Origin of the sequence: Streptomyces sp. NPDC006923 (assembly GCF_040635655.1) — a bacterium.
GTDB lineage: Bacteria > Actinomycetota > Actinomycetes > Streptomycetales > Streptomycetaceae > Streptomyces.
The window spans coordinates 158,095-183,486 of record NZ_JBEYIF010000012.1; the positions used below are offsets into that span (position 1 = coordinate 158,095).

Here is a 25,392-nt window from a genome sequence, read left to right on the forward strand (position 1 = left end):
ATGCTGATCCCCCGTAGGGTCAAGCACCGCAAGCAGCACCACCCGAAGCGCAGCGGTATGTCCAAGGGTGGCACGCAGGTTGCGTTCGGCGAGTACGGCATCCAGGCGCTGACCCCGGCATACGTGACGAACCGTCAGATCGAGGCCGCTCGTATCGCGATGACCCGTCACATCAAGCGTGGCGGCAAGGTCTGGATCAACATCTACCCGGACCGTCCGCTCACCAAGAAGCCTGCCGAGACCCGCATGGGTTCCGGTAAGGGTTCCCCCGAGTGGTGGATCGCGAACGTCAAGCCCGGTCGGGTGATGTTCGAGCTGTCCTACCCGAACGAGAAGATTGCGCGTGAGGCGCTTACCCGCGCTGCTCACAAGCTTCCGATGAAGTGCCGGATCGTTCGGCGCGAGGCAGGTGAGTCGTGATGGCGGCCGTTACCAAGGCGTCCGAACTGCGCGAGCTGGGCGACGAGGAGCTTCTCGGCAAGCTTCGCGAGGCCAAGGAAGAGCTGTTCAACCTCCGCTTCCAGGCGGCGACCGGTCAGCTCGAGAACCACGGTCGGCTGAAGGCCGTCCGGAAGGACATCGCGCGGATCTACACCCTGATGCGTGAGCGCGAGCTGGGCATCGAGACGGTGGAGAGCGCCTGATGAGCGAGAGCAACGTGACTGAGAACACTGCGAACACCAGCGGCAACGCCGCGGGCGACCGCGGCTTCCGCAAGACCCGCGAGGGCCTTGTCGTCAGCGACAAGATGGACAAGACCGTCGTCGTCGCCGTCGAGGACCGTGTGAAGCACGCGCTGTACGGCAAGGTCATCCGCCGTACGAACAAGCTCAAGGCGCACGACGAGCAGAACGCCGCCGGCATCGGCGACCGCGTCCTCCTGATGGAGACCCGGCCGCTGTCCGCCACGAAGCGGTGGCGCATCGTCGAGATCCTCGAGAAGGCCAAGTAAACCCCTCCGAGGGGGCTTCCCCTCGGAATAGTTCCGCCAGGCTCGGTGGGGTCCGCGAGTCACTCACGGACCCCGCCGGGAACCGGCAGACGATCAGGAGATAGACGTGATCCAGCAGGAGTCGCGACTGCGTGTCGCCGACAACACTGGTGCCAAGGAGATCCTTTGCATCCGTGTTCTCGGTGGCTCGGGTCGCCGCTACGCGGGCATCGGTGACGTCATCGTCGCCACCGTCAAGGACGCGATCCCCGGTGGCAACGTGAAGAAGGGTGACGTCATCAAGGCGGTCATCGTTCGCACCGTCAAGGAGCGCCGCCGCCAGGACGGCTCGTACATCCGCTTCGACGAGAACGCCGCCGTCATTCTGAAGAACGACGGCGACCCTCGTGGCACCCGTATCTTCGGCCCGGTGGGCCGTGAGCTGCGCGAGAAGAAGTTCATGAAGATCATCTCGCTCGCGCCGGAGGTGCTGTAAGCATGAAGATCAAGAAGGGCGACCTGGTTCAGGTCATCACCGGTAAGGACAAGGGCAAGCAGGGCAAGGTCATTGTGGCCTACCCCACGCAGGACCGTGTTCTCGTCGAGGGTGTCAACCGGGTCAAGAAGCACACCAAGGCCGGTCAGACGGCTCGCGGTTCGCAGACCGGCGGCATTGTGACCACCGAGGCCCCCATTCACATCAGCAATGTTCAGCTGGTCGTGGAGAAGGACGGCAAGAAGGTTGTCACCCGCGTCGGCTACCGCTTTGACGACGAGGGCAACAAGATCCGCGTTGCCAAGCGGACCGGTGAGGACATCTGATGACGACCACCACTGCACCGCGTCTGAAGCTGCGCTACCGCGAGGAGATCGCGGGCAAGCTGCGTGAGCAGTTCTCCTACGAGAACGTCATGCAGATCCCCGGCCTTGTGAAGATCGTGGTCAACATGGGTGTGGGCGACGCCGCCCGCGACTCCAAGCTGATCGAGGGCGCCATCCGCGACCTCACCACGATCACCGGCCAGAAGCCGTCCGTCACCAAGGCCCGGAAGTCCATCGCGCAGTTCAAGCTGCGTGAGGGTCAGCCGATCGGCTGCCACGTCACCCTCCGCGGTGACCGCATGTGGGAGTTCCTGGACCGTACGCTGTCGCTCGCGCTGCCGCGTATCCGTGACTTCCGCGGCCTGTCGCCGAAGCAGTTCGACGGCCGTGGCAACTACACCTTCGGTCTCACGGAGCAGGTCATGTTCCACGAGATCGACCAGGACAAGATCGACCGGGTCCGGGGCATGGACATCACCGTGGTCACCACGGCGACCAACGACGACGAGGGTCGTGCCCTCCTTCGTCACCTCGGCTTCCCGTTCAAGGAGAACTGACCGTGGCGAAGAAGGCTCTGATCGCTAAGGCCGCCCGCAAGCCGAAGTTCGGCGTGCGCGGTTACACCCGCTGCCAGCGCTGCGGCCGTCCCCACTCCGTTTACCGCAAGTTCGGCCTGTGCCGCGTATGCCTCCGTGAGATGGCACACCGCGGCGAGCTGCCGGGCGTCACCAAGAGCTCCTGGTAATTCCCTTTTTGGGAATTACCCGAAGCTCTCGGTAAGCAACTGGTTGGCGGGAGCCCTTCCTCATATGCCGTAGGCTTGTGGGGTTGGGCGCCCGCTGATCCGGACCGCCCGCGGGCCACAGCCCGCTGACAACGCTTACTACGCCGTAGGTCCCCGCACCGCACCCGTCCCGGCTCTGATCGGGGAGAGGGATGGCGCATACAGGAAACCCCGGCGAGAGAGGCCGAAGGCCAATTCATGACCATGACTGATCCCATCGCAGACATGCTCACGCGTCTGCGTAACGCGAACTCGGCATACCACGACGATGTCGTGATGCCGCACAGCAAGATCAAGTCGCACATCGCGGAAATCCTCCAGCAGGAGGGCTTCATCACCGGCTGGAAGGTCGAGGACGCCGAGGTCGGCAAGAACCTCGTCCTGGAGCTGAAGTTCGGCCCGAACCGCGAGCGTTCGATCGCCGGCATCAAGCGCATCTCCAAGCCGGGTCTGCGCGTGTACGCGAAGTCCACCAATCTGCCGAAGGTCCTGGGCGGCCTGGGCGTGGCGATCATCTCCACGTCCCACGGTCTTCTGACCGGCCAGCAGGCAGGCAAGAAGGGCGTAGGTGGGGAAGTCCTCGCCTACGTCTGGTAGTCGGGAACGGAGGAAAAGCTCATGTCGCGAATCGGCAAGCTCCCCATCCAGGTTCCCGCCGGTGTGGACGTCACCATCGAAGGCCGCACGGTCGCGGTGAAGGGCCCCAAGGGGTCCCTCTCGCACACCGTCGCCGCGCCGATCGAGGTCACCAAGGGCGAGGACGGCACGCTTCTCGTGCTGCGCCCCAACGACGAGCGTCAGAACAAGGCCCTGCACGGCCTGTCCCGCACGCTGGTGGCGAACATGATCACCGGCGTGACCCAGGGTTACGTCAAGGCGCTCGAGATCAGCGGTGTCGGTTACCGCGTCCAGGCGAAGGGCTCCAACCTGGAGTTCGCCCTGGGCTACAGCCACCCGATCCTCATCGAGGCCCCCGAAGGCATCACCTTCAAGGTGGAGAACCCCACCCGGTTCTCCGTCGAGGGCATTGACAAGCAGAGGGTCGGCGAGGTCGCCGCCAAGATCCGCAAGCTGCGGAAGCCCGACCCGTACAAGGCCAAGGGCGTCAAGTACGCGGGCGAGGTCATCCGCCGCAAGGTCGGAAAGGCTGGTAAGTAAGCCATGGCATACGGTGTCAAGATCGCCAAGGGCAAGGCCTACAAGGCCGCTGCCATCAAGCGCCGGCACATCCGCGTCCGCAAGAAGGTGTCGGGTACGCAGGAGCGCCCCCGCCTCGTCGTGACGCGTTCCAACCGCCACATGGTGGCTCAGGTCATCGACGACATCGCGGGCCACACGCTCGCGTCGGCGTCGACCCTGGACACCTCGATCCGCGGTGTGGAAGGTGACAAGAGCGCCCAGGCCAAGCAGGTCGGGTCGCTGGTCGCCGAGCGCGCCAGGGCGGCCGGTGTCGAGGCCGTCGTGTTCGATCGTGGTGGCAACCAGTACGCCGGGCGGATTGCCGCTCTGGCTGACGCCGCCCGCGAGGCCGGGCTGAAGTTCTGAGCCCCGGTTCCGGAGCTAGCGGACGTAACAGAGAGAGGTAGATCCAATGGCTGGACCCCAGCGCCGCGGAAGCGGTGCCGGTGGCGGCGAGCGGCGGGACCGGAAGGGCCGTGACGGCGGTGCGGCCGCGGCCGAGAAGACCGCGTACGTCGAGCGCGTCGTCGCGATCAACCGCGTCGCCAAGGTTGTGAAGGGTGGTCGTCGCTTCAGCTTCACCGCGCTGGTCGTGGTGGGCGACGGTGACGGCACCGTGGGTGTCGGTTACGGCAAGGCCAAGGAGGTGCCGGCCGCCATCGCCAAGGGTGTTGAGGAGGCCAAGAAGCACTTCTTCAAGGTCCCCCGTATCCAGGGCACCATCCCTCACCCGATCCAGGGCGAGAAGGCCGCGGGCGTTGTCCTGCTCAAGCCGGCTTCCCCCGGTACCGGCGTCATCGCCGGTGGCCCGGTGCGTGCCGTGCTGGAGTGCGCGGGCGTGCACGACATCCTGTCGAAGTCGCTCGGGTCGGACAACGCGATCAACATCGTGCACGCGACCGTGGCGGCCCTTCAGGGCCTGCAGCGTCCCGAGGAGATCGCGGCCCGCCGCGGTCTGCCCCTTGAGGACGTCGCCCCCGCGGCTCTGCTGCGTGCGCGAGCGGGAGCGGGTGCGTAATGGCTCGCATCAAGATCACGCAGACGAAGTCGTACATCGGCAGCAAGCAGAACCACCGCGACACCCTGCGTTCGCTCGGGCTCAAGCGCCTGCACGACGTGGTTGTCAAGGAGGACCGCCCCGAGTTCCGCGGCATGGTGCACACCGTCCGCCACCTCGTGACGGTTGAGGAGGTCGACTGACATGGCGGAGAACAACCCGCTGAAGGTCCACAACCTCCGTCCTGCCCCGGGCGCCAAGACCGCCAAGACCCGTGTGGGTCGTGGTGAGGCGTCCAAGGGTAAGACCGCAGGTCGTGGCACCAAGGGCACCAAGGCCCGTTACCAGGTTCCGGAGCGCTTCGAGGGTGGCCAGATGCCCCTCCACATGCGTCTCCCGAAGCTCAAGGGCTTCAAGAACCCGTTCCGCACCGAGTACCAGGTCGTGAACCTGGACAAGCTCGCCGACCTCTACCCCGAGGGCGGCGAGGTCACGGTGGCCGACCTGGTCACCAAGGGCGCGGTACGCAAGAACAGCCTCGTCAAGGTCCTGGGCCAGGGCGAGATCTCCGTGGCGCTGCAGGTTTCGGTGAACGCCGTCTCCGGCTCCGCCAAGGAGAAGATTGCCGCCGCCGGCGGCACCGTCACCGAGCTCGTCTGAGACCACTCGATGGCTTGAACACCCAACCGGGGATGCCTCTCATAAGGGGCATCCCCGGTTGGTCGTTCCAAGGTGGGCACTGTCGCCGGTATGGTGGCGTGCATTATTGCTGTATTGAAGCCGGGAGCTCGCTCCCGGACCCCCGCCGCGCGGTGTGTCCGCAGGGGTTCCTCGCGCGGTACCGCTTGTTCCGTATCCGTCGATCCTCAATACCGTCACCTCTGACGCAGTAGCGCGGGGGTCGCAGGAGGCACCGTGCTCACCGCGTTCGCCCGGGCGTTCAAGACGCCCGACCTGCGCAAGAAGCTGCTCTTCACACTCGCCATCATCGTGCTGTACCGGCTCGGGGCACACGTTCCCGTACCCGGTGTCAGTTACGAGAATGTCCAGACTTGTGTCGACGCGGCCCAGAAGGGCAACAACGGCCTGTTCGGGCTCGTGAACATGTTCAGTGGCGGGGCGCTGCTGCAGATCACGATCTTCGCGCTCGGCATCATGCCGTACATCACAGCGAGCATCATCCTGCAGCTTCTGACCGTGGTCATCCCCAGGCTGGAGGCCCTCAAGAAGGAGGGCAGTTCCGGCCAGACCAAGATCACGCAGTACACGCGTTATCTGACGGTCGCCCTGGCCGTGCTGCAGGGCACGGGCCTGGTCGCCACCGCGCGCAGCGGTGCGCTCTTCAGCGGCTGCCCGGTCGCTTCGGAGATCGTCCCCGACCGCTCGATCTTTGTCACCGTCACCATGGTGATCACCATGACCGCGGGCACCGCGGCGGTCATGTGGCTCGGCGAGCTGATCACCGACCGCGGCATCGGCAACGGCATGTCCATCCTCATGTTCATCTCGATCGCCGCCGGCTTCCCCGGCGCGCTGTGGGCCATCAAGCAGAGCGGCACGCTCGCCAAGGGCTGGATCGAGTTCGGCACGGTCATTCTGATCGGCTTCGTGATGGTCGGCCTGGTCGTCTTCGTCGAACAGGCGCAGCGCCGGATCCCCGTGCAGTACGCGAAGCGCATGATCGGCCGCAGGTCCTACGGCGGTACGTCCACGTACATCCCGCTGAAGGTCAACCAGGCGGGTGTGATCCCGGTCATCTTCGCCTCGTCGCTGCTGTACATCCCGGCGCTGATCGCGCAGTTCTCCAACTCGAACGCGGGCTGGAAGACGTGGATCGAGGCGCACTTCGTCAAGGGTGACCACCCCTACTACATCGCCACGTACTTCCTGCTGATCGTGTTCTTCGCCTTCTTCTATGTGGCCATTTCGTTCAACCCCGAAGAAGTAGCGGACAACATGAAGAAGTATGGTGGCTTCATCCCGGGTATCCGGGCAGGTCGACCTACTGCCGAGTATCTGAGCTATGTGCTCAACAGGATCACTTGGCCGGGCTCGCTGTACCTGGGTCTGATTGCTCTTGTCCCGACGATGGCGTTGGCGGGCTTCGGCGGTGCGAACCAGAACTTCCCGTTCGGCGGGACAAGCATCCTGATCATCGTGGGTGTGGGTCTGGAGACCGTGAAGCAGATCGAGAGCCAGCTTCAGCAGCGCAATTACGAAGGGTTCCTCCGCTGATGCGAATCGTCCTCGTCGGGCCGCCCGGTGCCGGCAAGGGAACGCAGGCCGCGTACCTCGCCAAGAACCTGTCGGTCCCGCACATCTCCACGGGCGACTTGTTCCGCGCCAACATCAGCCAGGGCACGGAGCTCGGCAAGAAGGCGAAGGCGTACATGGACGCCGGCGAGCTGGTGCCCGACGAGGTGACGATCGCGATGGCGAGGGACCGGATGTCCCGTCCGGACGCCGGCAACGGCTTCCTGCTGGACGGTTTCCCGCGCAATCTCTCGCAGGCCAAGGCGCTGGACGAGGCGCTCAAGGAGGACGGTGTCCGGCTGGACGCCGTACTGGACCTGGAGGTCCCCGAGGAGGAGGTCGTGAAGCGGATCGCCGGCCGGCGTGTCTGCCGCAACGACAGCTCGCATGTCTTCCATGTGACGTACAGCCCGCCGGAGCAGGAAGGTGTCTGCGACACCTGCGGCGGCGAGCTGTACCAGCGGGACGACGACTCCGAGGAAACGGTGCGGACGCGGCTGGAGGTCTACCACACGCAGACCGAGCCGATCATCGATCACTACAAGGCCCAGGGCCTGGTCGTGACGATCTCCGCGCTCGGCAAGGTCACCGAGGTGACCGAGCGCGCGATGGAGGCGCTCCAGCAGGCCCGGGCCGCCCGGGCCTCCTGAGCAGAGCGGTACCCGTAAGGCCGTGGCGTCCCCCGGGACACCACGGCCTTACTGTTGAACAGGCTGTCAGTGGCCACACGGCCGGCCACCCAGCCGGTCGCACAGTCCCCGTCACAAGAGTCAGGTGGAAGGCACGGTCATGGTGGAGATCAAGACTCCCGAGCAGATCGCGAAGATGCGCGAGGCGGGGCTGGTCGTCGCCGCCGTGCACGCGGCCACGGCCGAGGCCGCGGTGCCGGGTGCCACCACGAAGGATCTCGACGAGGTCGCCCGCAAGGTGCTGGCCGAGCACGGCGCGAAGTCGAACTTCCTCGGATACGGCGGGTTCCCCGCGACGATCTGCACCTCGGTGAACAATGTCGTCGTCCATGGCATCCCGGACGAGAAGACCGTCCTCAAGGACGGCGACATCATCTCCGTCGACGCCGGGGCGATCGTCGACGGCTGGCACGGCGACGCCGCCTTCACGGCGTTCGTCGGCTCCGGTCACGCCTCGGAGCTGATCGAGCTCTCCCGGGTGACGGAGGAGTCGATGTGGGCCGGTATCGCGGCGATGCGGAACGGCAGCCGGCTGGTGGACGTGTCCCGGGCCATCGAGACCTACATCCGCCGCCAGCCCCGGCCGGGCGGCGGCAAGTACGGGATCATCGAGGACTACGGCGGCCATGGCATCGGCACCGAGATGCACATGGACCCGCATCTGCTGAACTACGTCTCGCGCAAGCGCGGCAAGGGGCCCAGGCTGGTCCCCGGCTTCTGTCTGGCGATCGAGCCGATGGTGTCGCTCGGTACGGCCCGGACGGAGGTGCTGGAGGACGACTGGACCGTCATCACCACCGACGGCACCTGGTCCTCGCACTGGGAGCACTCCGTGGCGCTCACGGACGCGGGCCCGCTGGTCCTGACGTCGCCCGACGGCGGCCGGGCGAAGCTGGCGGAGCTGGGTGTGACCGCCGCTCCCGATCCGCTGGCGTAGCGCCCGGGATTCGCTTAGAAATCTCCGCCGGTGGGCAGACTCAACGGATTCGTCTTTTCGAGTGTGCTGCCGTAGACTGACGCGTCGGCTCTGGTGTACCCGTGTGTCCGCATACGGCGGCGAGAGTCGATCAAGGTAGCCGATTCGAAGGGCGAAGCGTGGCCAAGAAGCAAGGTGCCATCGAAATTGAGGGCACCGTGATCGAGTCCCTCCCGAACGCCATGTTCAAGGTGGAACTCCAGAACGGTCACAAGGTCCTCGCGCACATCAGCGGCAAGATGCGGATGCACTACATCCGAATCCTTCCCGATGACCGGGTTGTGGTGGAGCTGTCTCCCTACGACCTGACGCGTGGCCGGATCGTCTACCGATACAAGTAGATCTTGCAGGCGCCCCGTGCCGGGGTGTCCGCACTGACCCGGAGAACCTTAATCATGAAGGTCAAGCCGAGCGTCAAGAAGATCTGCGACAAGTGCAAGGTGATCCGCCGTCACGGCCGGGTCATGGTCATCTGCGACAACCTGCGCCACAAGCAGCGCCAGGGCTGACGCAAGACCGCCTGCCTCTCGCAGTACTTCGCGCGACGCGAGCAACTCGTACATACGCAGTGTCCGACGCCCAGGTGATGGGCGGCGACACCTCCGGCGGAGGCCGGAGACCCGGAAGCGTCCCCTGTGTAGATGAGGACACCGCTGTCCGGGAGAGACACTGCGGAAGACCTCCGACATCAACAGGAGCCATGCATGGCACGCCTCGCAGGCGTTGACCTCCCGCGCGAAAAGCGCGTCGAGGTCGCCCTCACCTACGTCTTCGGTATCGGGCGCACCCGGTCCAAGGAGACGCTCGCCGCCACCGGTATCGACCCCAACGTGCGCGTCCGCGATCTCGCCGAGGAAGACCTCGTCAAGATCCGCGAGTACGTCGACGGCAACCTCAAGACCGAGGGTGACCTCCGTCGCGAGATCGCCGCCGACATCCGCCGCAAGGTCGAGATCGGCTGCTACCAGGGTCTGCGTCACCGCCGCGGCCTGCCGGTGCACGGTCAGCGCACCAGCACGAACGCTCGTACCCGCAAGGGCCCGCGTCGCGCGATCGCCGGCAAGAAGAAGCCGGGCAAGAAGTAGTCCTCAGCGGACGCTCATCAGCGGTCTTCGCTGTAGGACCGACCACCTCCACGCAGGAGTAAAGACATGCCTCCTAAGGGCCGTCAGGGCGCAGCCAAGAAGGTGCGCCGCAAGGAAAAGAAGAACGTCGCTCACGGGCACGCCCACATCAAGAGCACGTTCAACAACACGATCGTCTCGATCACCGACCCTTCGGGCAATGTGATCTCCTGGGCCTCCGCCGGCCACGTCGGCTTCAAGGGCTCGCGCAAGTCCACCCCCTTCGCCGCGCAGATGGCCGCCGAGTCGGCCGCCCGCCGCGCGCAGGAGCACGGCATGCGCAAGGTCGACGTCTTCGTCAAGGGTCCCGGCTCCGGCCGTGAGACCGCGATCCGCTCGCTCCAGGCCACCGGCCTGGAGGTGGGTTCGATCCAGGACGTCACGCCCACCCCGCACAACGGCTGCCGCCCGCCGAAGCGCCGCCGCGTCTGACCCTGTCCCCCTTCGCGGGGGGTCACAGGTGCTGGACTTCGCGGGCGGTACGGCATTCGGTGCCGTACCGCCCGTACGCTTGTTCCGTTGGCATCAAATAGTGGGTGCCAAGACTGGAGGATCCCACCATGCTTATCGCTCAGCGTCCTTCGTTGACCGAAGAGGTCGTCGACGAATACCGCTCCCGGTTCGTCATCGAGCCGCTGGAGCCGGGCTTCGGCTACACGCTCGGCAACTCCCTTCGCCGTACGCTCCTCTCCTCGATCCCCGGTGCCGCCGTCACCAGCATCCGGATCGACGGTGTCCTGCACGAGTTCACCACCGTGCCGGGTGTCAAGGAGGACGTCACCGACCTCATCCTGAACATCAAGCAGCTCGTCGTCTCCTCGGAGCACGACGAGCCGGTCGTGATGTACCTGCGCAAGCAGGGTCCCGGCCTGGTCACCGCCGCTGACATCGCCCCGCCGGCCGGTGTCGAGGTGCACAACCCGGATCTCGTTCTGGCGACGCTGAACGGCAAGGGCAAGCTGGAGATGGAGCTGACCGTCGAGCGCGGTCGCGGCTATGTCTCCGCCGTGCAGAACAAGCAGGTGGGCCAGGAGATCGGCCGTATCCCGGTCGACTCCATCTACTCGCCGGTGCTCAAGGTCACGTACAAGGTCGAGGCGACCCGTGTCGAGCAGCGCACCGACTTCGACAAGCTGATCGTCGACGTCGAGACCAAGCAGGCCATGCGGCCGCGCGACGCCATGGCGTCCGCGGGCAAGACCCTGGTCGAGCTGTTCGGTCTGGCGCGCGAGCTCAACATCGACGCCGAGGGCATCGACATGGGCCCGTCGCCCACGGACGCCGCGCTCGCCGCCGATCTCGCCCTGCCGATCGAGGAGCTGGAGCTCACCGTTCGGTCGTACAACTGCCTCAAGCGCGAGGGCATCCACTCCGTGGGTGAGCTGGTCGCGCGTTCCGAAGCCGACCTGCTCGACATCCGTAACTTCGGTGCGAAGTCGATCGACGAGGTCAAGGCCAAGCTGAACGGCATGGGCCTGGCGCTCAAGGACAGCCCGCCCGGATTCGACCCGACCGCCGCGGCCGACGCCTTCGGCGCGGACGACGACGCGGACGCCGGTTTCGTCGAGACCGAGCAGTACTGATCGCCTCCGGCGGGGGCGTCCGGATCAGCCGGGCGCCTCTGGCCGGAGCGAGCGGATCTTCCGGCGGGCGGCCGCCCGCCGGGAACTGACACCGGTACCTGACACGGCCGGTGCAGATATGAAGGAGTAACACCATGCCGAAGCCCGCCAAGGGTGCCCGTCTGGGCGGCAGCGCCGCGCACGAGAAGCTGCTTCTCGCGAACCTCGCGAAGTCGCTCTTCGAGCACGGCCGCATCACCACGACCGAGGCCAAGGCCCGCCGCCTGCGTCCGGTCGCGGAGCGTCTGATCACCAAGGCGAAGCGGGGCGACATCCACAACCGTCGCCTGGTGCTGCAGTCGATCACGGACAAGGGCGTCGTCCACACGCTCTTCACCGAGATCGCTCCGCGGTACGAGAACCGCCCCGGTGGTTACACGCGTATCACCAAGATCGGCAACCGTCGTGGCGACAACGCCCCGATGGCGGTCATCGAGCTGGTTGAGGCCCTGACCGTGGCGCAGGAGGCCACCGGTGAGGCCGAGGCGGCGACGAAGCGCGCGGTCAAGGAAGACGCCCTCAAGAAGGACGAGGCTCCGGCCGAGACCGTCGAGGACGCCAAGCCGGCCGAGTCGGAGTCCAAGGACGCCTGAGCGTTCCAACGGCTGACGGACGGGCCCGCTCCCTCACGGGGGCGGGCCCGTTCCGCTTTGAGAGGATCATCGGGTGAGCGAGGACAACGAGGGCGCGGCGCCCGGACATGTACGGGTGCGGCTGGATCTCTCGTACGACGGCAAGGACTTCTCCGGCTGGGCGAAGCAGGCCACCCGGCGCACCGTCCAGGGGGAGATCGAGGACGCGCTGCGTACGGTGACGCGCTCCTCGCGCACCTATGAGCTGACGGTCGCCGGGCGCACGGACGCGGGGGTGCACGCGCGCGGACAGGTCGCGCACGTCGATCTGCCGGAGGACGTGTGGGCCGAGCACCGGGAGCGGCTGCTGAGGCGGCTCGCGGGGCGGCTCGGGCACGATGTGCGGGTCTGGCGGGTGGCCGAGGCGCCGCCGGGCTTCAACGCGCGTTTCTCGGCGGTCTGGCGGCGCTACGCGTACCGGGTGGTGGACCATCCCGGCGGTGTCGATCCGCTGTTGCGCGGTCATGTGCTGTGGCACGACTGGCCGTTGGACGTGGCGGCGATGAACGCGGCGTCGGCCGGGCTGCTGGGCGAGCACGACTTCGCGGCGTACTGCAAGCGACGTGAGGGCGCGACCACCATCCGTACGCTCCAGCGGCTGGAGTGGGAGCGGGACGCGCACGGGATCGTCACCGCGACCGTGCGGGCCGACGCCTTCTGCCACAACATGGTGCGCTCGCTGGTGGGCGCGCTGCTGTTCGTCGGGGACGGGCACCGGGGCGTGGAGTGGCCGGCGAAGGTGCTGGCCGCCGGTGTCCGGGACTCGGCGGTGCATGTGGTGCGGCCGCACGGGCTGACGCTGGAGGAAGTGGGCTATCCGGCCGACGAGCTGCTGGCCGCGCGCAGCCGGGTGGCCAGGAACAAGCGGACCCTGGGCGGCGCGGCCGGCTGCTGCTGAGCCGGGGGCGCGGTCGCCGGACCGGCGGGCCCGGCGACCGCGCCGGCGGGACCCTACTGACCGGCGGGCACGGTGGCCGCCGCCGAGGCCTGGAGCACGCCGCGCCGGTGGATCTGGCGGAAGGTGAATTCCGCGATGTCGTCCCCCGTGCTGTAGACGTCCTTGTCGGCCGTGGTGACGTCCTTGCCGCTGGTGAACCCGCCGACCGTGAAGTAGACGTACCGGCCGTACGAGTTGACGGTCCTGCGGCAGACGGAGGGGGCCCGGCAGAAGGTCGTGACACCGGCCCCGGAGAGCGACGCGACACCGCTCTTCTTCTGGTCCACCTCGTTCTTGGCCTTGAGCGCCTGCCGCTCCTCGCCGAAGACGGCGACGCCTATGGTCACGGCGACGCCGTCCCTGGCGTAGGTGGCGCGGATGACCCGGTCGCAGCTGTTGGAGGCGAGGACGGAACCGAGGGAGCCCTGGGTCGCCGCGGCGCAGTTGGTGGTGCTGCTCGTGGCGCCCTTCTCGTAGACCCGGTCGCCCATGGTCAGCTTCCGGCCGGGGAAGAGGGTGTCGGCGCTCAGCGGCGCCCTGTCCCGGTCCGCGCTGGAGATGAAGTCCTTGGGGCTCGGCACGGGCAGCGGCGCGACGGAGGAGAAGGACGGCTCGGGCTCGGCGCTCCCGCTCGGCGCCCCGGTGACCGCGGTCGGCTCACTCGGGTTCTTGTCGGCGGCGCGGTCCGCGCCGCCGCCGCTCATGGAGACGACCGCCGTCGCCACGATCGCGGTGACCACGGCGGTCGCGAGCACCCCGCCGCCGATCAGCAGCCAGCGCCGGCGGCGGGTGCGCGCGGCGGAGGCGTCGGCCAGCGCGGCCCAGTCCGGTGTGTCGGGTGCGTACGGGTCCCGTGACGAGTTCTGTGCGCCGTACGGGTCCTGTGCGCCGTACGGGTCCTGAGATCCGCGCTGGGATCCGTACGGGTCCTGTCCCGGAGAACCGGGGCCACCCCATGGGGGTCCCCCTTGCCCAAAGCTCATGGCGCGCAGTTTAGACCGGACGGCGCAAGGGAGTTGTGCGCGGGAGACGGAGAGCGGGGGGTAAAAGGATTGGGCTCCCGGGCCGCCTGCACCGACAATGCGGGGCATGGGACATCTAGAGGCCGCGCACCTGGAGTACTACCTCCCCGACGGACGGGTGCTGCTCGGCGACGCCTCCTTCCGGGTGGGAGAGGGCGCGGTCGTCGCGCTGGTTGGGGCCAACGGCGCGGGCAAGACCACTCTGCTGCGGCTGATCGCCGGGGAGCTCCAGCCGCACGGCGGCACGGTGACGGTCAGCGGCGGGCTCGGTGTGATGGCGCAGTTCGTGGGGTCGGTGCGTGACGAGCGTACGGTCCGTGACCTGCTGGTCTCGGTCGCGCAGCCGCGTATCCGGCAGGCCGCGGCCGCCGTCGACGACGCCGAGCACGGGATCATGACCGTCGACGACGAGGCCGCGCAGATGCGGTACGCGCAGGCGCTGAGCGACTGGGCGGAGGCGCGCGGTTACGAGGCGGAGACGGTCTGGGACATGTGCACCACGGCGGCGCTCGGGGTGCCGTACGAGAAGGCGCAGTGGCGTGAGCTGCGCACGCTCAGTGGCGGCGAGCAGAAGCGGCTGGTGCTGGAGGCGCTGCTGCGCGGGCCCGACGAGGTGCTGCTGCTCGACGAGCCGGACAACTATCTGGACGTGCCGGGCAAGCGGTGGCTGGAGGAACGGCTGAAGGAGACCCGTAAGACGGTCCTCTTCGTCTCGCACGACCGGGAACTGCTGGCCAGGGCGGCCGAGAAGATCGTCAGTGTGGAGCCGAGCCCGGCCGGTTCCGACGTCTGGGTGCACGGCGGCGGATTCGGTACCTACCACGCGGCGCGCAAGGAGCGCTTCGCGCGCTTCGAGGAGCTGAAGCGGCGCTGGGACGAGGAGCACGCCCGGCTGAAGGCGCTGGTCCACCGGCTGCGGCAGCAGGCGGCGATCAGCCCCGACATGGCCTCGCGCTACCGGGCGATGCAGACGCGCTTCAAGAAGTTCGAGGACGCGGGGCCGCCGCCGGAGCCGCCGCGTGAGCAGGAGATCACCATGCGGCTGCGCGGCGGGCGTACCGGTGTGCGGGCCGTGACCTGCGAGAATCTGGAGCTGACCGGCCTGATGAAGCCGTTCTCGCTGGAGATCTACTACGGCGAGCGGGTGGCGGTCCTCGGGTCGAACGGCTCCGGCAAGTCGCACTTCCTGCGGCTGCTGGCCGGGGAGGACGTCCGCCACGAGGGCGCGTGGAAGCTGGGCGCGCGGGTCGTGCCGGGCCACTTCGCGCAGACGCACGCCCATCCCGAGCTGCTCGGACGGTCCCTCGTCGACATCCTGTGGACGGAGCACGCCAAGGACCGGGGCGGGGCGATGAGCGTGCTGCGCCGCTACGAGCTGGAGCGCCAGGGCGACCAGCCCTTCGAGAAGCTGTCGGGCGGCCAGCAGGCGCGTTTCCAGATCCTGCTGCTGGAGCTGCGCGGCACCACCGCGCTGCTGCTGGACGAGCCGACGGACAACCTGGACCTGGAGTCGGCGGAGGCGCTCCAGGAGGGGCTGGAGGCGTACGAGGGCACGGTGCTGGCGGTCACCCACGACCGCTGGTTCGCCCGCTCCTTCGACCGGTATCTGGTGTTCGGCTCGGACGGGGTCGTCCGGGAGACGCCGGAGCCGGTGTGGGACGAGCGGCGCGTGGTGCGCGCGCGTTAGAATCGCTCGTTCGCGGCGGGACGGTTCCCCGGGCCGGAGGCGTTTTGACCCAGGTGGGGGAGCCCGGGTATTCTGCTGGTTCGTTATGCGTATTGGCTTGTTCATTCTCACGTGATGGGCCCTTACGCCGGTCCACCGGGCCGATGACCAGCGGCAGACAGCGGGTTGCGTCCCCGTATGTCAGCCAGGGCTGTCGTGATCGTCCGGGTGGCCTTGTCAGGACCCGTCCTCCAGGCCCCTCGCGGGCCGGAGGAGACCCCATTACTGAAGAAGCGAAGGCTACGACCGTGCGTACGTACAGCCCCAAGCCCGGCGATGTGACGCGTCAGTGGCACGTCATCGACGCGCAGGACATCGTCCTGGGCCGTCTCGCGACCACCGCCGCCAACCTTCTGCGCGGTAAGCACAAGCCGATCTACGCGCCCCACGTCGACACTGGTGACTTCGTCATCATCATCAACGCGGACAAGGTGCACCTGTCCGGCAACAAGCGCACGCAGAAGATGGCGTACCGCCACTCCGGCTACCCGGGTGGTCTGCGTTCCGTCCGCTATGACGAGCTGCTGGCCAAGAACCCCGAGAAGGCCGTCGAGAAGGCCATCAAGGGCATGATCCCCAAGAACACCCTGGGCCGCCAGATGCTCTCGAAGCTGAAGATCTACGCGGGCGACCAGCACCCGCACGCTGCTCAGCAGCCGGTCCCGTTCGAGATCACCCAGGTCGCGCAGTAATTCCGGCCACCCCCTAAGACGAAAAGAAATCTGAGGAGCATCGTGGCCGAGACCACTGTTGAGACCCCCGTCGAGGGCGAAGAGACCTTCGCCGAGGTGACGACTTTCGAGTCCGAGACCCCTGTCGAGGGCGAGTACACCTCCGAGTCCCTGGCGTCCCGCTTCGGCGACCCGCAGCCGGCCGCCGGCCTGGGCCGCCGCAAGAACGCCATCGCCCGCGTCCGGATCGTTCCGGGCACCGGCAAGTGGAAGATCAACGGTCGCACCCTTGAGGACTACTTCCCCAACAAGGTGCACCAGCAGGAAGTCAACGAGCCCTTCAAGGTGCTCGAACTTGACAACCGCTACGACGTCATCGCCCGTATCGCGGGTGGCGGCGTCTCCGGCCAGGCCGGCGCGCTGCGTCTCGGTGTGGCCCGTGCGCTGAACGAGGCGGACGTGGACAACAACCGCGCCCCGCTGAAGAAGGCCGGCTTCCTGAGCCGCGACGACCGCGCCGTCGAGCGTAAGAAGGCCGGTCTGAAGAAGGCCCGTAAGGCCCCGCAGTACAGCAAGCGCTAATCGCTCGCTGGCCGGTATGGGCTTTACGCCTCTACTGCAAACGAACGCCCCGGCGGCACTCCGTGCTGCCGGGGCGTTCGTTTTATGGTCCCGATTAGGCGTATAACAGCATCAGACGCTCAAGGGTTTGGATTTTCGGCACATTTTTTCGTTCGGGGCGGATTGAGCCCCGGGCGTTTTCGGAGGGAGAGCTGTGGGACGACTCTTCGGCACGGACGGCGTGCGCGGTGTCGCCAACGCTGATCTGACGGCGGAGCTGGCGCTCGGTCTGTCGGTCGCGGCGGCGCACGTGCTCGCCGAGGTGGGGACGTTCGAGGGGCATCGGCCCACGGCTGTGGTCGGACGCGATCCCCGTGCGTCCGGCGAGTTCCTGGAAGCCGCGGTGGTCGCGGGCCTGGCGAGCGCGGGTGTGGACGTCCTGCGCGTCGGGGTGCTGCCCACCCCGGCCGTGGCCTATCTGACCGGCGCGCTCGGCGCCGACCTCGGCGTGATGCTCTCCGCGAGCCACAACGCCATGCCCGACAACGGCATCAAGTTCTTCGCGCGCGGTGGTCACAAGCTCGCCGACGAGCTGGAGGACCGGATCGAGGCCGCGTATCTGGAGACCGCCTTCCCGGAGAGCGCGGCGCACCGCGGGACCCCCTGGGAGCGGCCGACCGGCGCGGGCGTCGGCCGGGTCCGGGTGTACGACGAGGGGTTCGACCAGTACGTGGCGCATCTCATCGGAGTGCTGCCGAACCGGCTCGACGGGCTCAAGGTCGTTCTCGACGAGGCGCACGGCGCGGCGGCCCGGGTCTCGCCCGAGGCGTTCGCGCGGGCCGGCGCCGAGGTGATCACGATCGGCGCGGAGCCGGACGGCCTCAACATCAACGACGGCTGCGGCTCCACCCACCTGGATCTGCTGATGGCCGCGGTCGTCGAGCACGGCGCCGACCTGGGCATCGCGCACGACGGCGACGCGGACCGCTGCCTCGCCGTGGACGCGGCGGGCAACGAGGTCGACGGCGACCAGATCCTCGCGGTGCTGGCCCTGGCGATGCGCGAGGCGGGCACGCTGCGCGGCAACGCGGTGGTCGGGACGGTCATGTCCAATCTCGGCTTCAAGATCGCGATGGAGCGCGAGGGCATCCACCTCGTGGAGACCGCGGTCGGAGACCGTTATGTCCTGGAGTCGATGAAGGAGCACGGCTACGCCCTCGGCGGCGAGCAGTCGGGCCATGTCATCGTCCTCGACCACGCGACGACCGGCGACGGCACACTGACGGGACTGATGCTGGCGGCCCGGGTCGCGGCCACCGGCCGTACCCTGGCGGATCTCGCGGGGGTCATGGAACGGCTGCCCCAGGTGCTGGTCAATGTGCCCGACGTCGACCGGTCGCGGGTGAACACCTCGGCGGAACTGGCCGCGGCGGTCGCCGAGTCCGAGCGCGACCTGGGCGCCACGGGCCGGGTCCTGCTCCGGCCGTCCGGCACGGAGCCGGTGGTACGGGTCATGGTCGAGGCGGCCGACATCGAACAGGCGAGGGCGGTCGCGGGCCGGCTGGCCGACGCCGTGAAATCGGCGCTGGGCTGACGGACGGAGTCCTGAGCTCGCCCGGAGCGGATTCCGGGCGAGCGGGTCTCAGAGTTTGCGCAGCGAGAGCCGCTGGACCGTGTGGTCGGGGCCCTTGCGCAGGACCAGGGTGGCGCGGCCCCGGGTCGGCGCCACATTCTCCAGCAGATTCGGCTTGTTGATGGTCCGCCACATGGTCGCGGCGTAATCCAGGGCCTCCTCCTCGGAAACCCGCGTGTACTTCGTGAAGTACGAGGACGGATTCTGGAAGGCCGTTTCGCGCAGTGTGCGGAACCGGTTGAGATACCAGCTCTCGATGTCCTCGGCGCGCGCGTCGACATACACGCTGAAGTCGAAGTAGTCGGCGAGCGCGACCCGCGTCCTGCCGTCCTTCCCGGGCAGCGCGGGCTGGAGGACATTGAGCCCCTCGACGATCAGGATGTCCGGCCGCCGTACGGTGAGCAGTTCGCCGGGCACGATGTCGTAGATGAGATGCGAGTAGACGGGTGCGGTCACCTCGTCCCTGCCCGCCTTGATGTCGGCGACGAACCGGGTCAGGGCCCGCCGGTCGTACGACTCGGGGAAGCCCTTGCGCGACGTCAGCCCACGGGCCGTCAGCTCTCTCATCGGCAGCAGGAAGCCGTCGGTGGTGACGAGTTCCACCCGGGGATGCTCGGGCCAGCGCGCCAGCAGCGCCTGCAACAGCCGGGCGACGGTGGACTTTCCCACGGCGACGCTGCCGGCGACCCCTATGACGAAGGGCGTACCGCGCTGCGCTCCATGGCCGTTGCCCGCGTCGCCGAGGAAGGTGTTCAGCGCGCCGCGCAGCCCGGCGGTGGCCTGCACATAGAGGTTGAGCAGCCGGGACAGCGGCAGATAGACGTCCCGTACCTCGTCGAGGTCGATGACATCGCCGAGCCCGCGCAGCCGCTCGACCTCCTCGGCGGTCAGCGGCAGCGGCGTCTTGTCGCGCAGCGCGCTCCACTCGGCCCTGCTGAGATCGACGTACGGGGTCGGGCCGTGCTCGCCCCGGCGCGGGGGACTCTGTGGCGGCGAAGTGATCACGCAGCCATTGTGGTGGGTGCGGGAGGGGTGTGGGTGGTGTGGTCGGTCACGTGCCGTCCGTCCCCCTGGGCCGCCGGAAGGGGCCGTCAGGACGGTGTCCGGCGGCGCTGGCGCCAGGCGCGGGTCAGCCGGGTGGTCAGCCAGAGCGTGGCGACGGTGGTGAGGACGGCGCGCAGCCGCCCGACCTCCGGGGACCACCAGGCGTAGGCCGTCACGGGGACGAAGACCAGCAGGGCCAGCAGGCGCGGGGCCCACCAGCGGCGGGGGCGGGGGAGGACCGGTGGGGGAGCCGGCGGGCCGACCGGGCCGGCGGAGAGGGGGTCCCTGATGCCGGCGAAACCGGCGAACAGGCCCCGGCGGGCGAGCACCTGCGCGCCGGGCAGCGCGCTGAGGATCTCGTCGTGTTCGCCGAAGCCCGGCGGGATCGGCGGCAGGCCGAGGGCCGCGGCCAGCGCAGTCTGGCGGCGGCCCGGGGCGTCCGAGCCGCGCAGCAGGCTGGTCAGCGGCCGGGCGTCGGCGATGCCGTAGACCGCGGCGAGCACACCGGCGGTGGCGGCGGCGGTCGCGTGGTCGGGCACCGGGGCCGCCGGGTCCCATTCGTGGTCGGCGAGCTTCCTGCCCCTGTGCAGCAGGGTGAAGCCGTGCCGGTCCGCGGTCCTGCGCAGGACGAGCGCGGGCCAGCGCTCGCCGGTGGTGAAGTGGTCGGCCGCGGCGGTGAGCCGCTCCTCGCCGAGCAGGGTGGCGCGCCGGCCGGGGGAGGCGTCGGCGGCCAGTTCGACATATGAGGCGCTGCCGGGCGCCGGGGCGATCCGCAGCGGGACCCCGCACAGCAGGGCGGCGTCCGCGACCTTGTGGGGCGGCGCCTTGACCAGGGCCAGCGAGCGGGGCGTGTGCTGTGCGGGGAAGGCCGCCCGGTGCCCGTCCCGGGCCCGTACGGCGGTGGCCCCGGCGTCGGCGGGCCGGGTGTCCGGCGGTCCTGGCGCCGAGAAGAACGGGATCCGCGAGGCCACCCGCATCCGGACGCCCGTACGGAATTCCAGGAACTCCTGTCGCGCGTCACCGAAATACGTCCACGGGTACTCGGTCGCCCCCGCGCCCAGGGCGCGGAACTGCTCCAGCGCCTCGTCGTACCGGCCCGCGAGGATCAGCATCAGCGCGAGATGGTTGCGCACCTGCGCCAGCTCCGGATCGCCGGGGGCGTAGCCGGCGGACAGCTCCAGGGCCCGCCCGACCGCCGCGTCGATCCTGCTCCTGGCGATCGGACCGGCCGCCGAGGCGTCCGCCACCACGTCGTACTCGACGGCCGCGAGCAGCGGCAGGGCGTGCAGTTTCGAACCGGGCAGCGCGCCGCGCGCCGCCCGTTCCGCGAGGTCGAACATCTCCTCGTGCGAGCCGTACCACTTGTGGCACAGATACTGGAGGGCCGCCGCGTGACAGCCGTAGTGGTGCGGGGCGCGGGCGGTGGCCTCCGCCCAGTACGCGTCGAAGACCTCGCGCGGCGCCTGGCTGCCCTTCGCGTGCCCCAGCGCCACCTGCCACGGCACCGGATCGGCCGGATTCAGCTCGGCCGCCGCCCCGATCACCGGCACCGCGTCGTCCAGCAGCGCGAAGAACGCCTGGAACTGATCCTTCGGTACGTCCTCCGCGCGCGCCCCGGTCCGTATCTCCCAGGCCTGACGCACACACAGATCCGCCTTGACCAGCATCGCGTCAGGACTGTCCGGGTCCCGCGCCAGCCAGCCGTCCAGCCAGCCGGGGCTGTGCAGCGCGCTCTCGGCGAGGCGGGGCACCCAGCTCCCGCGGCGCTCCCACTCGGCGCCCAGCCGGGTCGCGGCGAGCAGTTCCCTGGCCGGACCGTGATCGCCCGCGGCCGCCGCGGTGAGAGCCGCGCGCAGCTCCGGAGCGGGCGGATCGAGGACCACGGCCGCGTCGGGCGGCAGGTCGGCGCCCACGGCCGCGCCGTGGCGCAGCATCCGGGGCAGCGTGATCAACATACGGAAGGTCACGGGCCCATTGAATGCGGTCGGCGGTGGCCGCCACCAGAGGCTTTGGGCGATGAATTCGACACTCCGTACGACGGGCGGCGTGCTGCGCGATCCGATCGGGCGCTCTGGTTACGGGGAGTGCGGGCTCGTGCGCCGTAGGCTGCCGTTATGTGTGGAATTGTGGGTTACATCGGCGGACAGTCGGCACTGGATGTCGTCATCGCGGGTCTCAAGCGGCTTGAGTACCGGGGCTACGACTCGGCCGGAGTGGCGGTGCTCGCCGACGGCGGGCTGGCCGCGGCGAAGAAGGCGGGCAAGCTCGTCAATCTGGAGAAAGCACTGGTGGAGCGGCCGCTGCCGAGCGGCACCACCGGTATCGGGCACACCAGGTGGGCCACGCACGGCGGTCCGACCGACGCCAACGCCCATCCCCATCTCGACAACGCGGGCCGGGTCGCCGTCGTGCACAACGGCATCATCGAGAACTTCGCGGTGCTGCGGGCCGAACTGGCCGGCCGGGGGCACGACCTGGAGTCGGAGACCGACACGGAGGTCGTGGCGCATCTGCTCGCCGAGGCGTTCTCCGCGTCCGGCGATCTCGCGGAGGCGATGCGGCAGGTGTGCCGGCGGCTGGCGGGCGCCTTCACGCTGGTCGCCGTGCACGCGGACGAGCCGGACGTGGTGGTCGGCGCGCGCCGCAACTCGCCGCTCGTCGTCGGTGTCGGCGAGGGCGAGTCCTTCCTCGCCTCGGACGTCTCCGCGTTCATCGCCCATACGCGCTCCGCGCTCGAACTGGGCCAGGACCAGGTGGTCGAGCTGCGCCGGGACGGGGTGACCGTCACCGGCTTCGACGGCGCCCCGGCCGTGGTGCGCTCGTACCACGTGGACTGGGACGCGTCGGCCGCCGAGAAGGGCGGCTACGACTACTTCATGCTCAAGGAGATCGCCGAGCAGCCGAAGGCGGTCGCGGACACCCTGCTCGGACGGATCGACGCGGAGGGCTCGCTGACCCTCGACGAGGTGCGCATCCCCGCGTCGGTGCTGCGCGAGGTCGGCAAGGTCACCATCGTGGCCTGCGGAACGGCGTTCCACGCCGGGCTGATCGCGAAGTACGCCATCGAGCACTGGACCCGGATGCCGTGCGAGGTGGAGCTGGCGAGCGAATTCCGCTACCGGGACCCGATCCTGGACTCGCGCACCCTGGTGATCGCGATCTCGCAGTCCGGCGAGACCATGGACACGCTGATGGCGCTGCGGCACGCGCGCGAGCAGGGCGCGAAGGTGCTGGCCATCTGCAATACGAACGGCTCGACCATTCCCCGCGAGTCGGACGCCGTCCTCTACACGCACGCCGGTCCCGAGGTGGCCGTCGCCTCGACCAAGGCGTTTCTCACCCAGTTGGTCGCCTGTTATCTGGTCGCGCTCTATCTGGGACAACTGCGCGGCACCACCTGGGGCGACGAGATCCGGGAGGTCGTCAGGGACCTGTCGCGGATCGCGGGCGAGGTGGACCGGGTGCTGGCGACGATGACGCCGGTGCGGGAGCTGGCGCGCTCGCTGGTGGACAAGAGGACCGTGCTGTTCCTGGGACGGCATGTCGGGTATCCGGTGGCCCTGGAGGGCGCGCTCAAGCTCAAGGAACTGGCGTACATGCACGCCGAGGGGTTCGCCGCGGGCGAGCTGAAGCACGGTCCCATCGCGCTGATCGAGGAGGATCTGCCGGTGGTGGTGGTCGTGCCGTCGCCGCGCGGACGCTCGGTGCTGCACGACAAGATCGTGTCGAACATCCAGGAGATCCGGGCCAGGGGAGCCCGGACGATCGTGATCGCGGAGGAGGGGGATGATGCGGTGGTGCCGTACGCGGACCATCTCATCCGTGTCCCGGCGACACCGACGCTCCTTCAGCCGCTCGTCGCGACGGTGCCGTTGCAGGTGTTCGCGTGCGAGCTGGCGACGGCGCGGGGCAACGAGGTGGACCAGCCGAGGAACTTGGCGAAGTCCGTGACTGTGGAGTGAGGGTGGAGTAAGGGTGATCATCGGGGTGGGGATCGACGTCGCGGAGATCGACCGGTTCGGGGAGGCGCTGAAGCGGACCCCGCATCTGGCCGAACGGCTCTTCCTGGAGCGGGAGTTGCTGCTGCCGAGCGGGGAGAGGCGCGGGGTGGCCTCCCTGGCGGCGAGATTCGCGGCCAAGGAGGCCGTGGCGAAGGCACTGGGCGCGCCCGGCGGGCTGCACTGGACCGACGCCGAGGTGTACGTGGAGAAGACCGGGCAGCCGCGGTTGCGGGTGCGCGGGACGGTGGCGGCGCGCGCGGCGGAACTGGGCGTACGGAGCTGGCATGTCTCGCTCAGCCACGACGCGGGGGTGGCGTCCGCCGTAGTGATCGCGGAGGGTTGAGCGTATGCGTACTGCGTACAGCGTGGAGACGGTGAGGAACGCCGAGCGCGAGCTGATGGCGCGGGTGCCGGAGGGCGCGCTCATGCAGCGCGCGGCCGCCGGTCTCGCGGCGGTCTGCGCGGATCTGCTCCGGCGGGTGTCCGGGGCGCGGATCGTGGTGCTCGCCGGGAGCGGGGACAACGGCGGCGACGCCCTCTACGCCGGGGCCCGGCTCGCGCGCAGGGGCGCCCGGGTCTCCGCCGTGCTGCTCGCGCCCGAACGCACCCATGAGGGTGGTCTCAGGGCACTGCTGGCGGCGGGCGGGCGGGCCGCCGACGACCCGTTCGCCGTACTGGCCACCGCCGATCTGGTGCTGGACGGGATCACCGGCATCGGCGGACGCGGCGGGCTGCGGCCGGACGCGGTCCCGGTGGCGCGGGCGGCCCGGGGGTCGGACGCGGTGATCGTGGCCGTCGATCTCCCGAGCGGTGTGGAGGCCGGCAGCGGAGAGGTGAAGGGGGAGGCGCTGCGCGCGGACGTGACGGTGACGTTCGGCACGTACAAACCCTGTCTGCTGATCGATCCGGCCCGGGAGTACGCGGGCGCGGTACGGCTCGTGGACATCGGCCTGGGACCGCATCTGCCGGCCGTGCCCGAGCTGGAGGCGCTTCAGCACGAGGATGTGGCCCGGCTGCTGCCGGTCCCCTCGGCGGAGAGCGACAAGTACCGGCGGGGCGTGATCGGCGTCGTGGCCGGATCGGCCCGCTATCCGGGCGCGGCGGTGCTCGCCGTGGCGGGCGCGCTGCGCGGTGGCGCGGGGGCGGTGCGGTACGTGGGGCCCGGCACCGGCGCGGTGATCGCCCGCTTCCCGGAGACGCTGGTGCACGAGGGCCCGCCGTCGAAGGCGGGCCGGGTCCAGGCGTGGGCCGTCGGGCCCGGTCTGGGCGACGGACCGGGGGTGGCCGACGTCCTGGCCTCGGAGGTGCCCGTCCTGGTGGACGCGGACGGCCTGCGGATGCTGGACGCGGCGACGGTCCGGGGCCGTACGGCGCCGACGCTGCTCACCCCGCACGCGGGAGAGGCGGCGGCGCTGCTCGGTGTCCCCCGTGAGCAGGTGGAGTCCGGGCGGCTGGCGGCGGTGCGCCAGCTCGCGGCCCGGTACGGCGCGACCGCGCTGCTGAAGGGGTCGACGACGCTGATCGCCGACCCGGATCCCGCTGTCCCGGTCCGGGTGAACCCCACGGGCACGCCCTGGCTCGCCACAGCGGGCAGCGGCGATGTCCTCTCGGGCCTGTCGGGCTCGCTGCTGGCCACCGGACTGGCGCCGCGCGACGCGGCGTCGGTGGCGGCCTACCTCCACGGTCTGGCGGCCCGGCTGGCGTCGGGGGGCGCGCCGGTGGCGGCCCACGACGTGGCGCTGGCGCTGCCGGACGCCTGGCGGAACGTGCTCGGCTGACCGGCCCGCG

At 69.1% G+C, this 25,392-nt stretch carries 33 protein-coding genes; 30 read left to right on the forward strand and 3 right to left on the reverse strand.

Annotation, left to right across the window (positions count from 1 at the left end; translation table 11 throughout):
• The 23 genes from rplP to truA all read left to right on the forward strand — a co-directional run bounded on the left by rplP (nucleotide 1) and on the right by truA (nucleotide 12,907).
• Nucleotides 1–420: a 50S ribosomal protein L16 gene (gene rplP / locus ABZ707_RS24030; protein WP_014047785.1), complete on the forward strand. Its 420-nt coding sequence runs from the start codon at nucleotides 1–3 to the stop codon at nucleotides 418–420.
• On the forward strand, nucleotides 420–644 hold the full coding sequence (gene rpmC, locus ABZ707_RS24035; RefSeq protein ID WP_319680016.1) for a 50S ribosomal protein L29: 225 nt from the start codon (nucleotides 420–422) through the stop codon (nucleotides 642–644). Before rplP ends, rpmC begins: the two co-directional genes overlap by 1 nt.
• On the forward strand, nucleotides 644–952 hold the full coding sequence (gene rpsQ, locus ABZ707_RS24040) for a 30S ribosomal protein S17 (RefSeq protein ID WP_360178564.1): 309 nt from the start codon (nucleotides 644–646) through the stop codon (nucleotides 950–952). The genes rpmC and rpsQ overlap by 1 nt, the downstream gene beginning before the upstream one ends.
• Nucleotides 953–1,058: 106 nt before the next feature.
• On the forward strand, nucleotides 1,059–1,427 hold the full coding sequence (gene rplN, locus ABZ707_RS24045) for a 50S ribosomal protein L14 (RefSeq protein ID WP_023539336.1): 369 nt from the start codon (nucleotides 1,059–1,061) through the stop codon (nucleotides 1,425–1,427).
• A 2-nt stretch (nucleotides 1,428–1,429) separates the two neighbouring features.
• The gene (rplX, locus tag ABZ707_RS24050) at nucleotides 1,430–1,753 is read left to right on the forward strand and encodes a 50S ribosomal protein L24 (RefSeq protein ID WP_030351442.1); all 324 of its coding nucleotides are present in this window, start codon (nucleotides 1,430–1,432) and stop codon (nucleotides 1,751–1,753) included.
• Nucleotides 1,753–2,310: a 50S ribosomal protein L5 gene (rplE, locus tag ABZ707_RS24055; RefSeq protein ID WP_319680018.1), complete on the forward strand. Its 558-nt coding sequence runs from the start codon at nucleotides 1,753–1,755 to the stop codon at nucleotides 2,308–2,310. The genes rplX and rplE overlap by 1 nt, the downstream gene beginning before the upstream one ends.
• Before the next feature lie 2 nt (nucleotides 2,311–2,312).
• Complete coding sequence (locus ABZ707_RS24060) at nucleotides 2,313–2,498, forward strand: type Z 30S ribosomal protein S14 (RefSeq protein WP_003948630.1); 186 nt, start codon at nucleotides 2,313–2,315, stop codon at nucleotides 2,496–2,498.
• 237 nt (nucleotides 2,499–2,735) lie between these two features.
• Nucleotides 2,736–3,134: a 30S ribosomal protein S8 gene (gene rpsH, locus ABZ707_RS24065; protein ID WP_319680019.1), complete on the forward strand. Its 399-nt coding sequence runs from the start codon at nucleotides 2,736–2,738 to the stop codon at nucleotides 3,132–3,134.
• 21 nt (nucleotides 3,135–3,155) lie between these two features.
• Nucleotides 3,156–3,695, forward strand: a complete 540-nt coding sequence (gene rplF, locus ABZ707_RS24070) for a 50S ribosomal protein L6 (protein ID WP_360178570.1) — start codon at nucleotides 3,156–3,158, stop codon at nucleotides 3,693–3,695.
• Nucleotides 3,696–3,698: 3 nt separating this feature from the next.
• On the forward strand, nucleotides 3,699–4,082 hold the full coding sequence (gene rplR / locus ABZ707_RS24075; protein WP_360178573.1) for a 50S ribosomal protein L18: 384 nt from the start codon (nucleotides 3,699–3,701) through the stop codon (nucleotides 4,080–4,082).
• Nucleotides 4,083–4,128: 46 nt separating this feature from the next.
• The gene (rpsE, locus tag ABZ707_RS24080; protein WP_128554712.1) at nucleotides 4,129–4,734 is read left to right on the forward strand and encodes a 30S ribosomal protein S5; all 606 of its coding nucleotides are present in this window, start codon (nucleotides 4,129–4,131) and stop codon (nucleotides 4,732–4,734) included.
• A complete protein-coding gene (gene rpmD, locus ABZ707_RS24085; RefSeq protein WP_319680022.1) occupies nucleotides 4,734–4,916 on the forward strand; it encodes a 50S ribosomal protein L30 in 183 nt (60 codons plus the stop codon). Before rpsE ends, rpmD begins: the two co-directional genes overlap by 1 nt.
• A 1-nt stretch (nucleotide 4,917) precedes the next feature.
• On the forward strand, nucleotides 4,918–5,373 hold the full coding sequence (gene rplO / locus ABZ707_RS24090) for a 50S ribosomal protein L15 (protein ID WP_319680023.1): 456 nt from the start codon (nucleotides 4,918–4,920) through the stop codon (nucleotides 5,371–5,373).
• Between the two features lie 255 nt (nucleotides 5,374–5,628).
• On the forward strand, nucleotides 5,629–6,948 hold the full coding sequence (secY, locus tag ABZ707_RS24095) for a preprotein translocase subunit SecY (RefSeq protein WP_360178578.1): 1,320 nt from the start codon (nucleotides 5,629–5,631) through the stop codon (nucleotides 6,946–6,948).
• Nucleotides 6,948–7,616, forward strand: a complete 669-nt coding sequence (locus tag ABZ707_RS24100; protein ID WP_360178581.1) for an adenylate kinase — start codon at nucleotides 6,948–6,950, stop codon at nucleotides 7,614–7,616. The genes secY and ABZ707_RS24100 overlap by 1 nt, the downstream gene beginning before the upstream one ends.
• A gap of 139 nt (nucleotides 7,617–7,755) precedes the next feature.
• Nucleotides 7,756–8,592: a type I methionyl aminopeptidase gene (gene map, locus ABZ707_RS24105; protein WP_360178584.1), complete on the forward strand. Its 837-nt coding sequence runs from the start codon at nucleotides 7,756–7,758 to the stop codon at nucleotides 8,590–8,592.
• A 158-nt stretch (nucleotides 8,593–8,750) separates the two neighbouring features.
• Complete coding sequence (infA, locus tag ABZ707_RS24110; RefSeq protein WP_003956442.1) at nucleotides 8,751–8,972, forward strand: translation initiation factor IF-1; 222 nt, start codon at nucleotides 8,751–8,753, stop codon at nucleotides 8,970–8,972.
• Nucleotides 8,973–9,026: 54 nt separating this feature from the next.
• Entirely contained in the window at nucleotides 9,027–9,140 is a 114-nt protein-coding gene (gene rpmJ, locus ABZ707_RS24115; RefSeq protein WP_003956441.1) for a 50S ribosomal protein L36, read from the forward strand.
• Between the two features lie 195 nt (nucleotides 9,141–9,335).
• Nucleotides 9,336–9,716 (forward strand): 30S ribosomal protein S13, encoded by a 381-nt coding sequence (gene rpsM / locus ABZ707_RS24120; RefSeq protein ID WP_319680027.1) that lies wholly within the window; start codon nucleotides 9,336–9,338, stop codon nucleotides 9,714–9,716.
• 66 nt (nucleotides 9,717–9,782) lie between these two features.
• Complete coding sequence (rpsK, locus tag ABZ707_RS24125; protein ID WP_003956432.1) at nucleotides 9,783–10,187, forward strand: 30S ribosomal protein S11; 405 nt, start codon at nucleotides 9,783–9,785, stop codon at nucleotides 10,185–10,187.
• Nucleotides 10,188–10,315: 128 nt separating this feature from the next.
• A complete protein-coding gene (locus tag ABZ707_RS24130; RefSeq protein ID WP_319680028.1) occupies nucleotides 10,316–11,338 on the forward strand; it encodes a DNA-directed RNA polymerase subunit alpha in 1,023 nt (340 codons plus the stop codon).
• 134 nt (nucleotides 11,339–11,472) lie between these two features.
• Nucleotides 11,473–11,970: a 50S ribosomal protein L17 gene (rplQ, locus tag ABZ707_RS24135; protein ID WP_319680029.1), complete on the forward strand. Its 498-nt coding sequence runs from the start codon at nucleotides 11,473–11,475 to the stop codon at nucleotides 11,968–11,970.
• Between the two features lie 73 nt (nucleotides 11,971–12,043).
• Complete coding sequence (truA, locus tag ABZ707_RS24140; RefSeq protein ID WP_360178589.1) at nucleotides 12,044–12,907, forward strand: tRNA pseudouridine(38-40) synthase TruA; 864 nt, start codon at nucleotides 12,044–12,046, stop codon at nucleotides 12,905–12,907.
• A 53-nt stretch (nucleotides 12,908–12,960) separates the two neighbouring features.
• On the opposite strand, the gene ABZ707_RS24145 is transcribed toward truA, so the two are convergent.
• On the reverse strand, nucleotides 12,961–13,929 hold the full coding sequence (locus tag ABZ707_RS24145; protein WP_360178592.1) for a hypothetical protein: 969 nt from the start codon (nucleotides 13,927–13,929) through the stop codon (nucleotides 12,961–12,963).
• A gap of 97 nt (nucleotides 13,930–14,026) precedes the next feature.
• Here ABZ707_RS24145 and ABZ707_RS24150 point away from each other — a divergent pair, with 97 nt between their 5' ends.
• The 4 genes from ABZ707_RS24150 to glmM all read left to right on the forward strand — a co-directional run bounded on the left by ABZ707_RS24150 (nucleotide 14,027) and on the right by glmM (nucleotide 18,520).
• Nucleotides 14,027–15,655, forward strand: coding sequence for an ATP-binding cassette domain-containing protein (locus tag ABZ707_RS24150; RefSeq protein WP_360178595.1), 1,629 nt, complete (start codon nucleotides 14,027–14,029; stop codon nucleotides 15,653–15,655).
• Between the two features lie 287 nt (nucleotides 15,656–15,942).
• Complete coding sequence (rplM, locus tag ABZ707_RS24155) at nucleotides 15,943–16,386, forward strand: 50S ribosomal protein L13 (protein WP_319680034.1); 444 nt, start codon at nucleotides 15,943–15,945, stop codon at nucleotides 16,384–16,386.
• Between the two features lie 42 nt (nucleotides 16,387–16,428).
• On the forward strand, nucleotides 16,429–16,947 hold the full coding sequence (rpsI, locus tag ABZ707_RS24160; RefSeq protein WP_360178598.1) for a 30S ribosomal protein S9: 519 nt from the start codon (nucleotides 16,429–16,431) through the stop codon (nucleotides 16,945–16,947).
• A gap of 193 nt (nucleotides 16,948–17,140) precedes the next feature.
• Nucleotides 17,141–18,520 carry a phosphoglucosamine mutase gene (gene glmM, locus ABZ707_RS24165; RefSeq protein WP_360178601.1) on the forward strand — a complete coding sequence of 460 codons (1,380 nt, stop codon included), beginning with the start codon at nucleotides 17,141–17,143 and terminating at the stop codon, nucleotides 18,518–18,520.
• A 48-nt stretch (nucleotides 18,521–18,568) separates the two neighbouring features.
• Here glmM and coaA read toward each other — a convergent pair whose 3' ends face one another.
• Nucleotides 18,569–19,564, reverse strand: a complete 996-nt coding sequence (gene coaA / locus ABZ707_RS24170; protein WP_360178604.1) for a type I pantothenate kinase — start codon at nucleotides 19,562–19,564, stop codon at nucleotides 18,569–18,571.
• An 86-nt stretch (nucleotides 19,565–19,650) separates the two neighbouring features.
• Nucleotides 19,651–21,570, reverse strand: coding sequence for a hypothetical protein (locus ABZ707_RS24175; protein WP_360178607.1), 1,920 nt, complete (start codon nucleotides 21,568–21,570; stop codon nucleotides 19,651–19,653).
• Between the two features lie 147 nt (nucleotides 21,571–21,717).
• Here ABZ707_RS24175 and glmS point away from each other — a divergent pair, with 147 nt between their 5' ends.
• From glmS to ABZ707_RS24190, 3 genes are read left to right on the forward strand one after another with little or no spacing between them, the layout of a single operon-like run.
• The gene (gene glmS, locus ABZ707_RS24180; RefSeq protein ID WP_360178610.1) at nucleotides 21,718–23,565 is read left to right on the forward strand and encodes a glutamine--fructose-6-phosphate transaminase (isomerizing); all 1,848 of its coding nucleotides are present in this window, start codon (nucleotides 21,718–21,720) and stop codon (nucleotides 23,563–23,565) included.
• 13 nt (nucleotides 23,566–23,578) lie between these two features.
• The gene (locus ABZ707_RS24185; RefSeq protein WP_360178613.1) at nucleotides 23,579–23,947 is read left to right on the forward strand and encodes a holo-ACP synthase; all 369 of its coding nucleotides are present in this window, start codon (nucleotides 23,579–23,581) and stop codon (nucleotides 23,945–23,947) included.
• 4 nt (nucleotides 23,948–23,951) lie between these two features.
• Nucleotides 23,952–25,382, forward strand: coding sequence for an NAD(P)H-hydrate dehydratase (locus ABZ707_RS24190; protein ID WP_360178616.1), 1,431 nt, complete (start codon nucleotides 23,952–23,954; stop codon nucleotides 25,380–25,382).
• The last annotated feature ends 10 nt before the right edge of the window (nucleotides 25,383–25,392 follow it).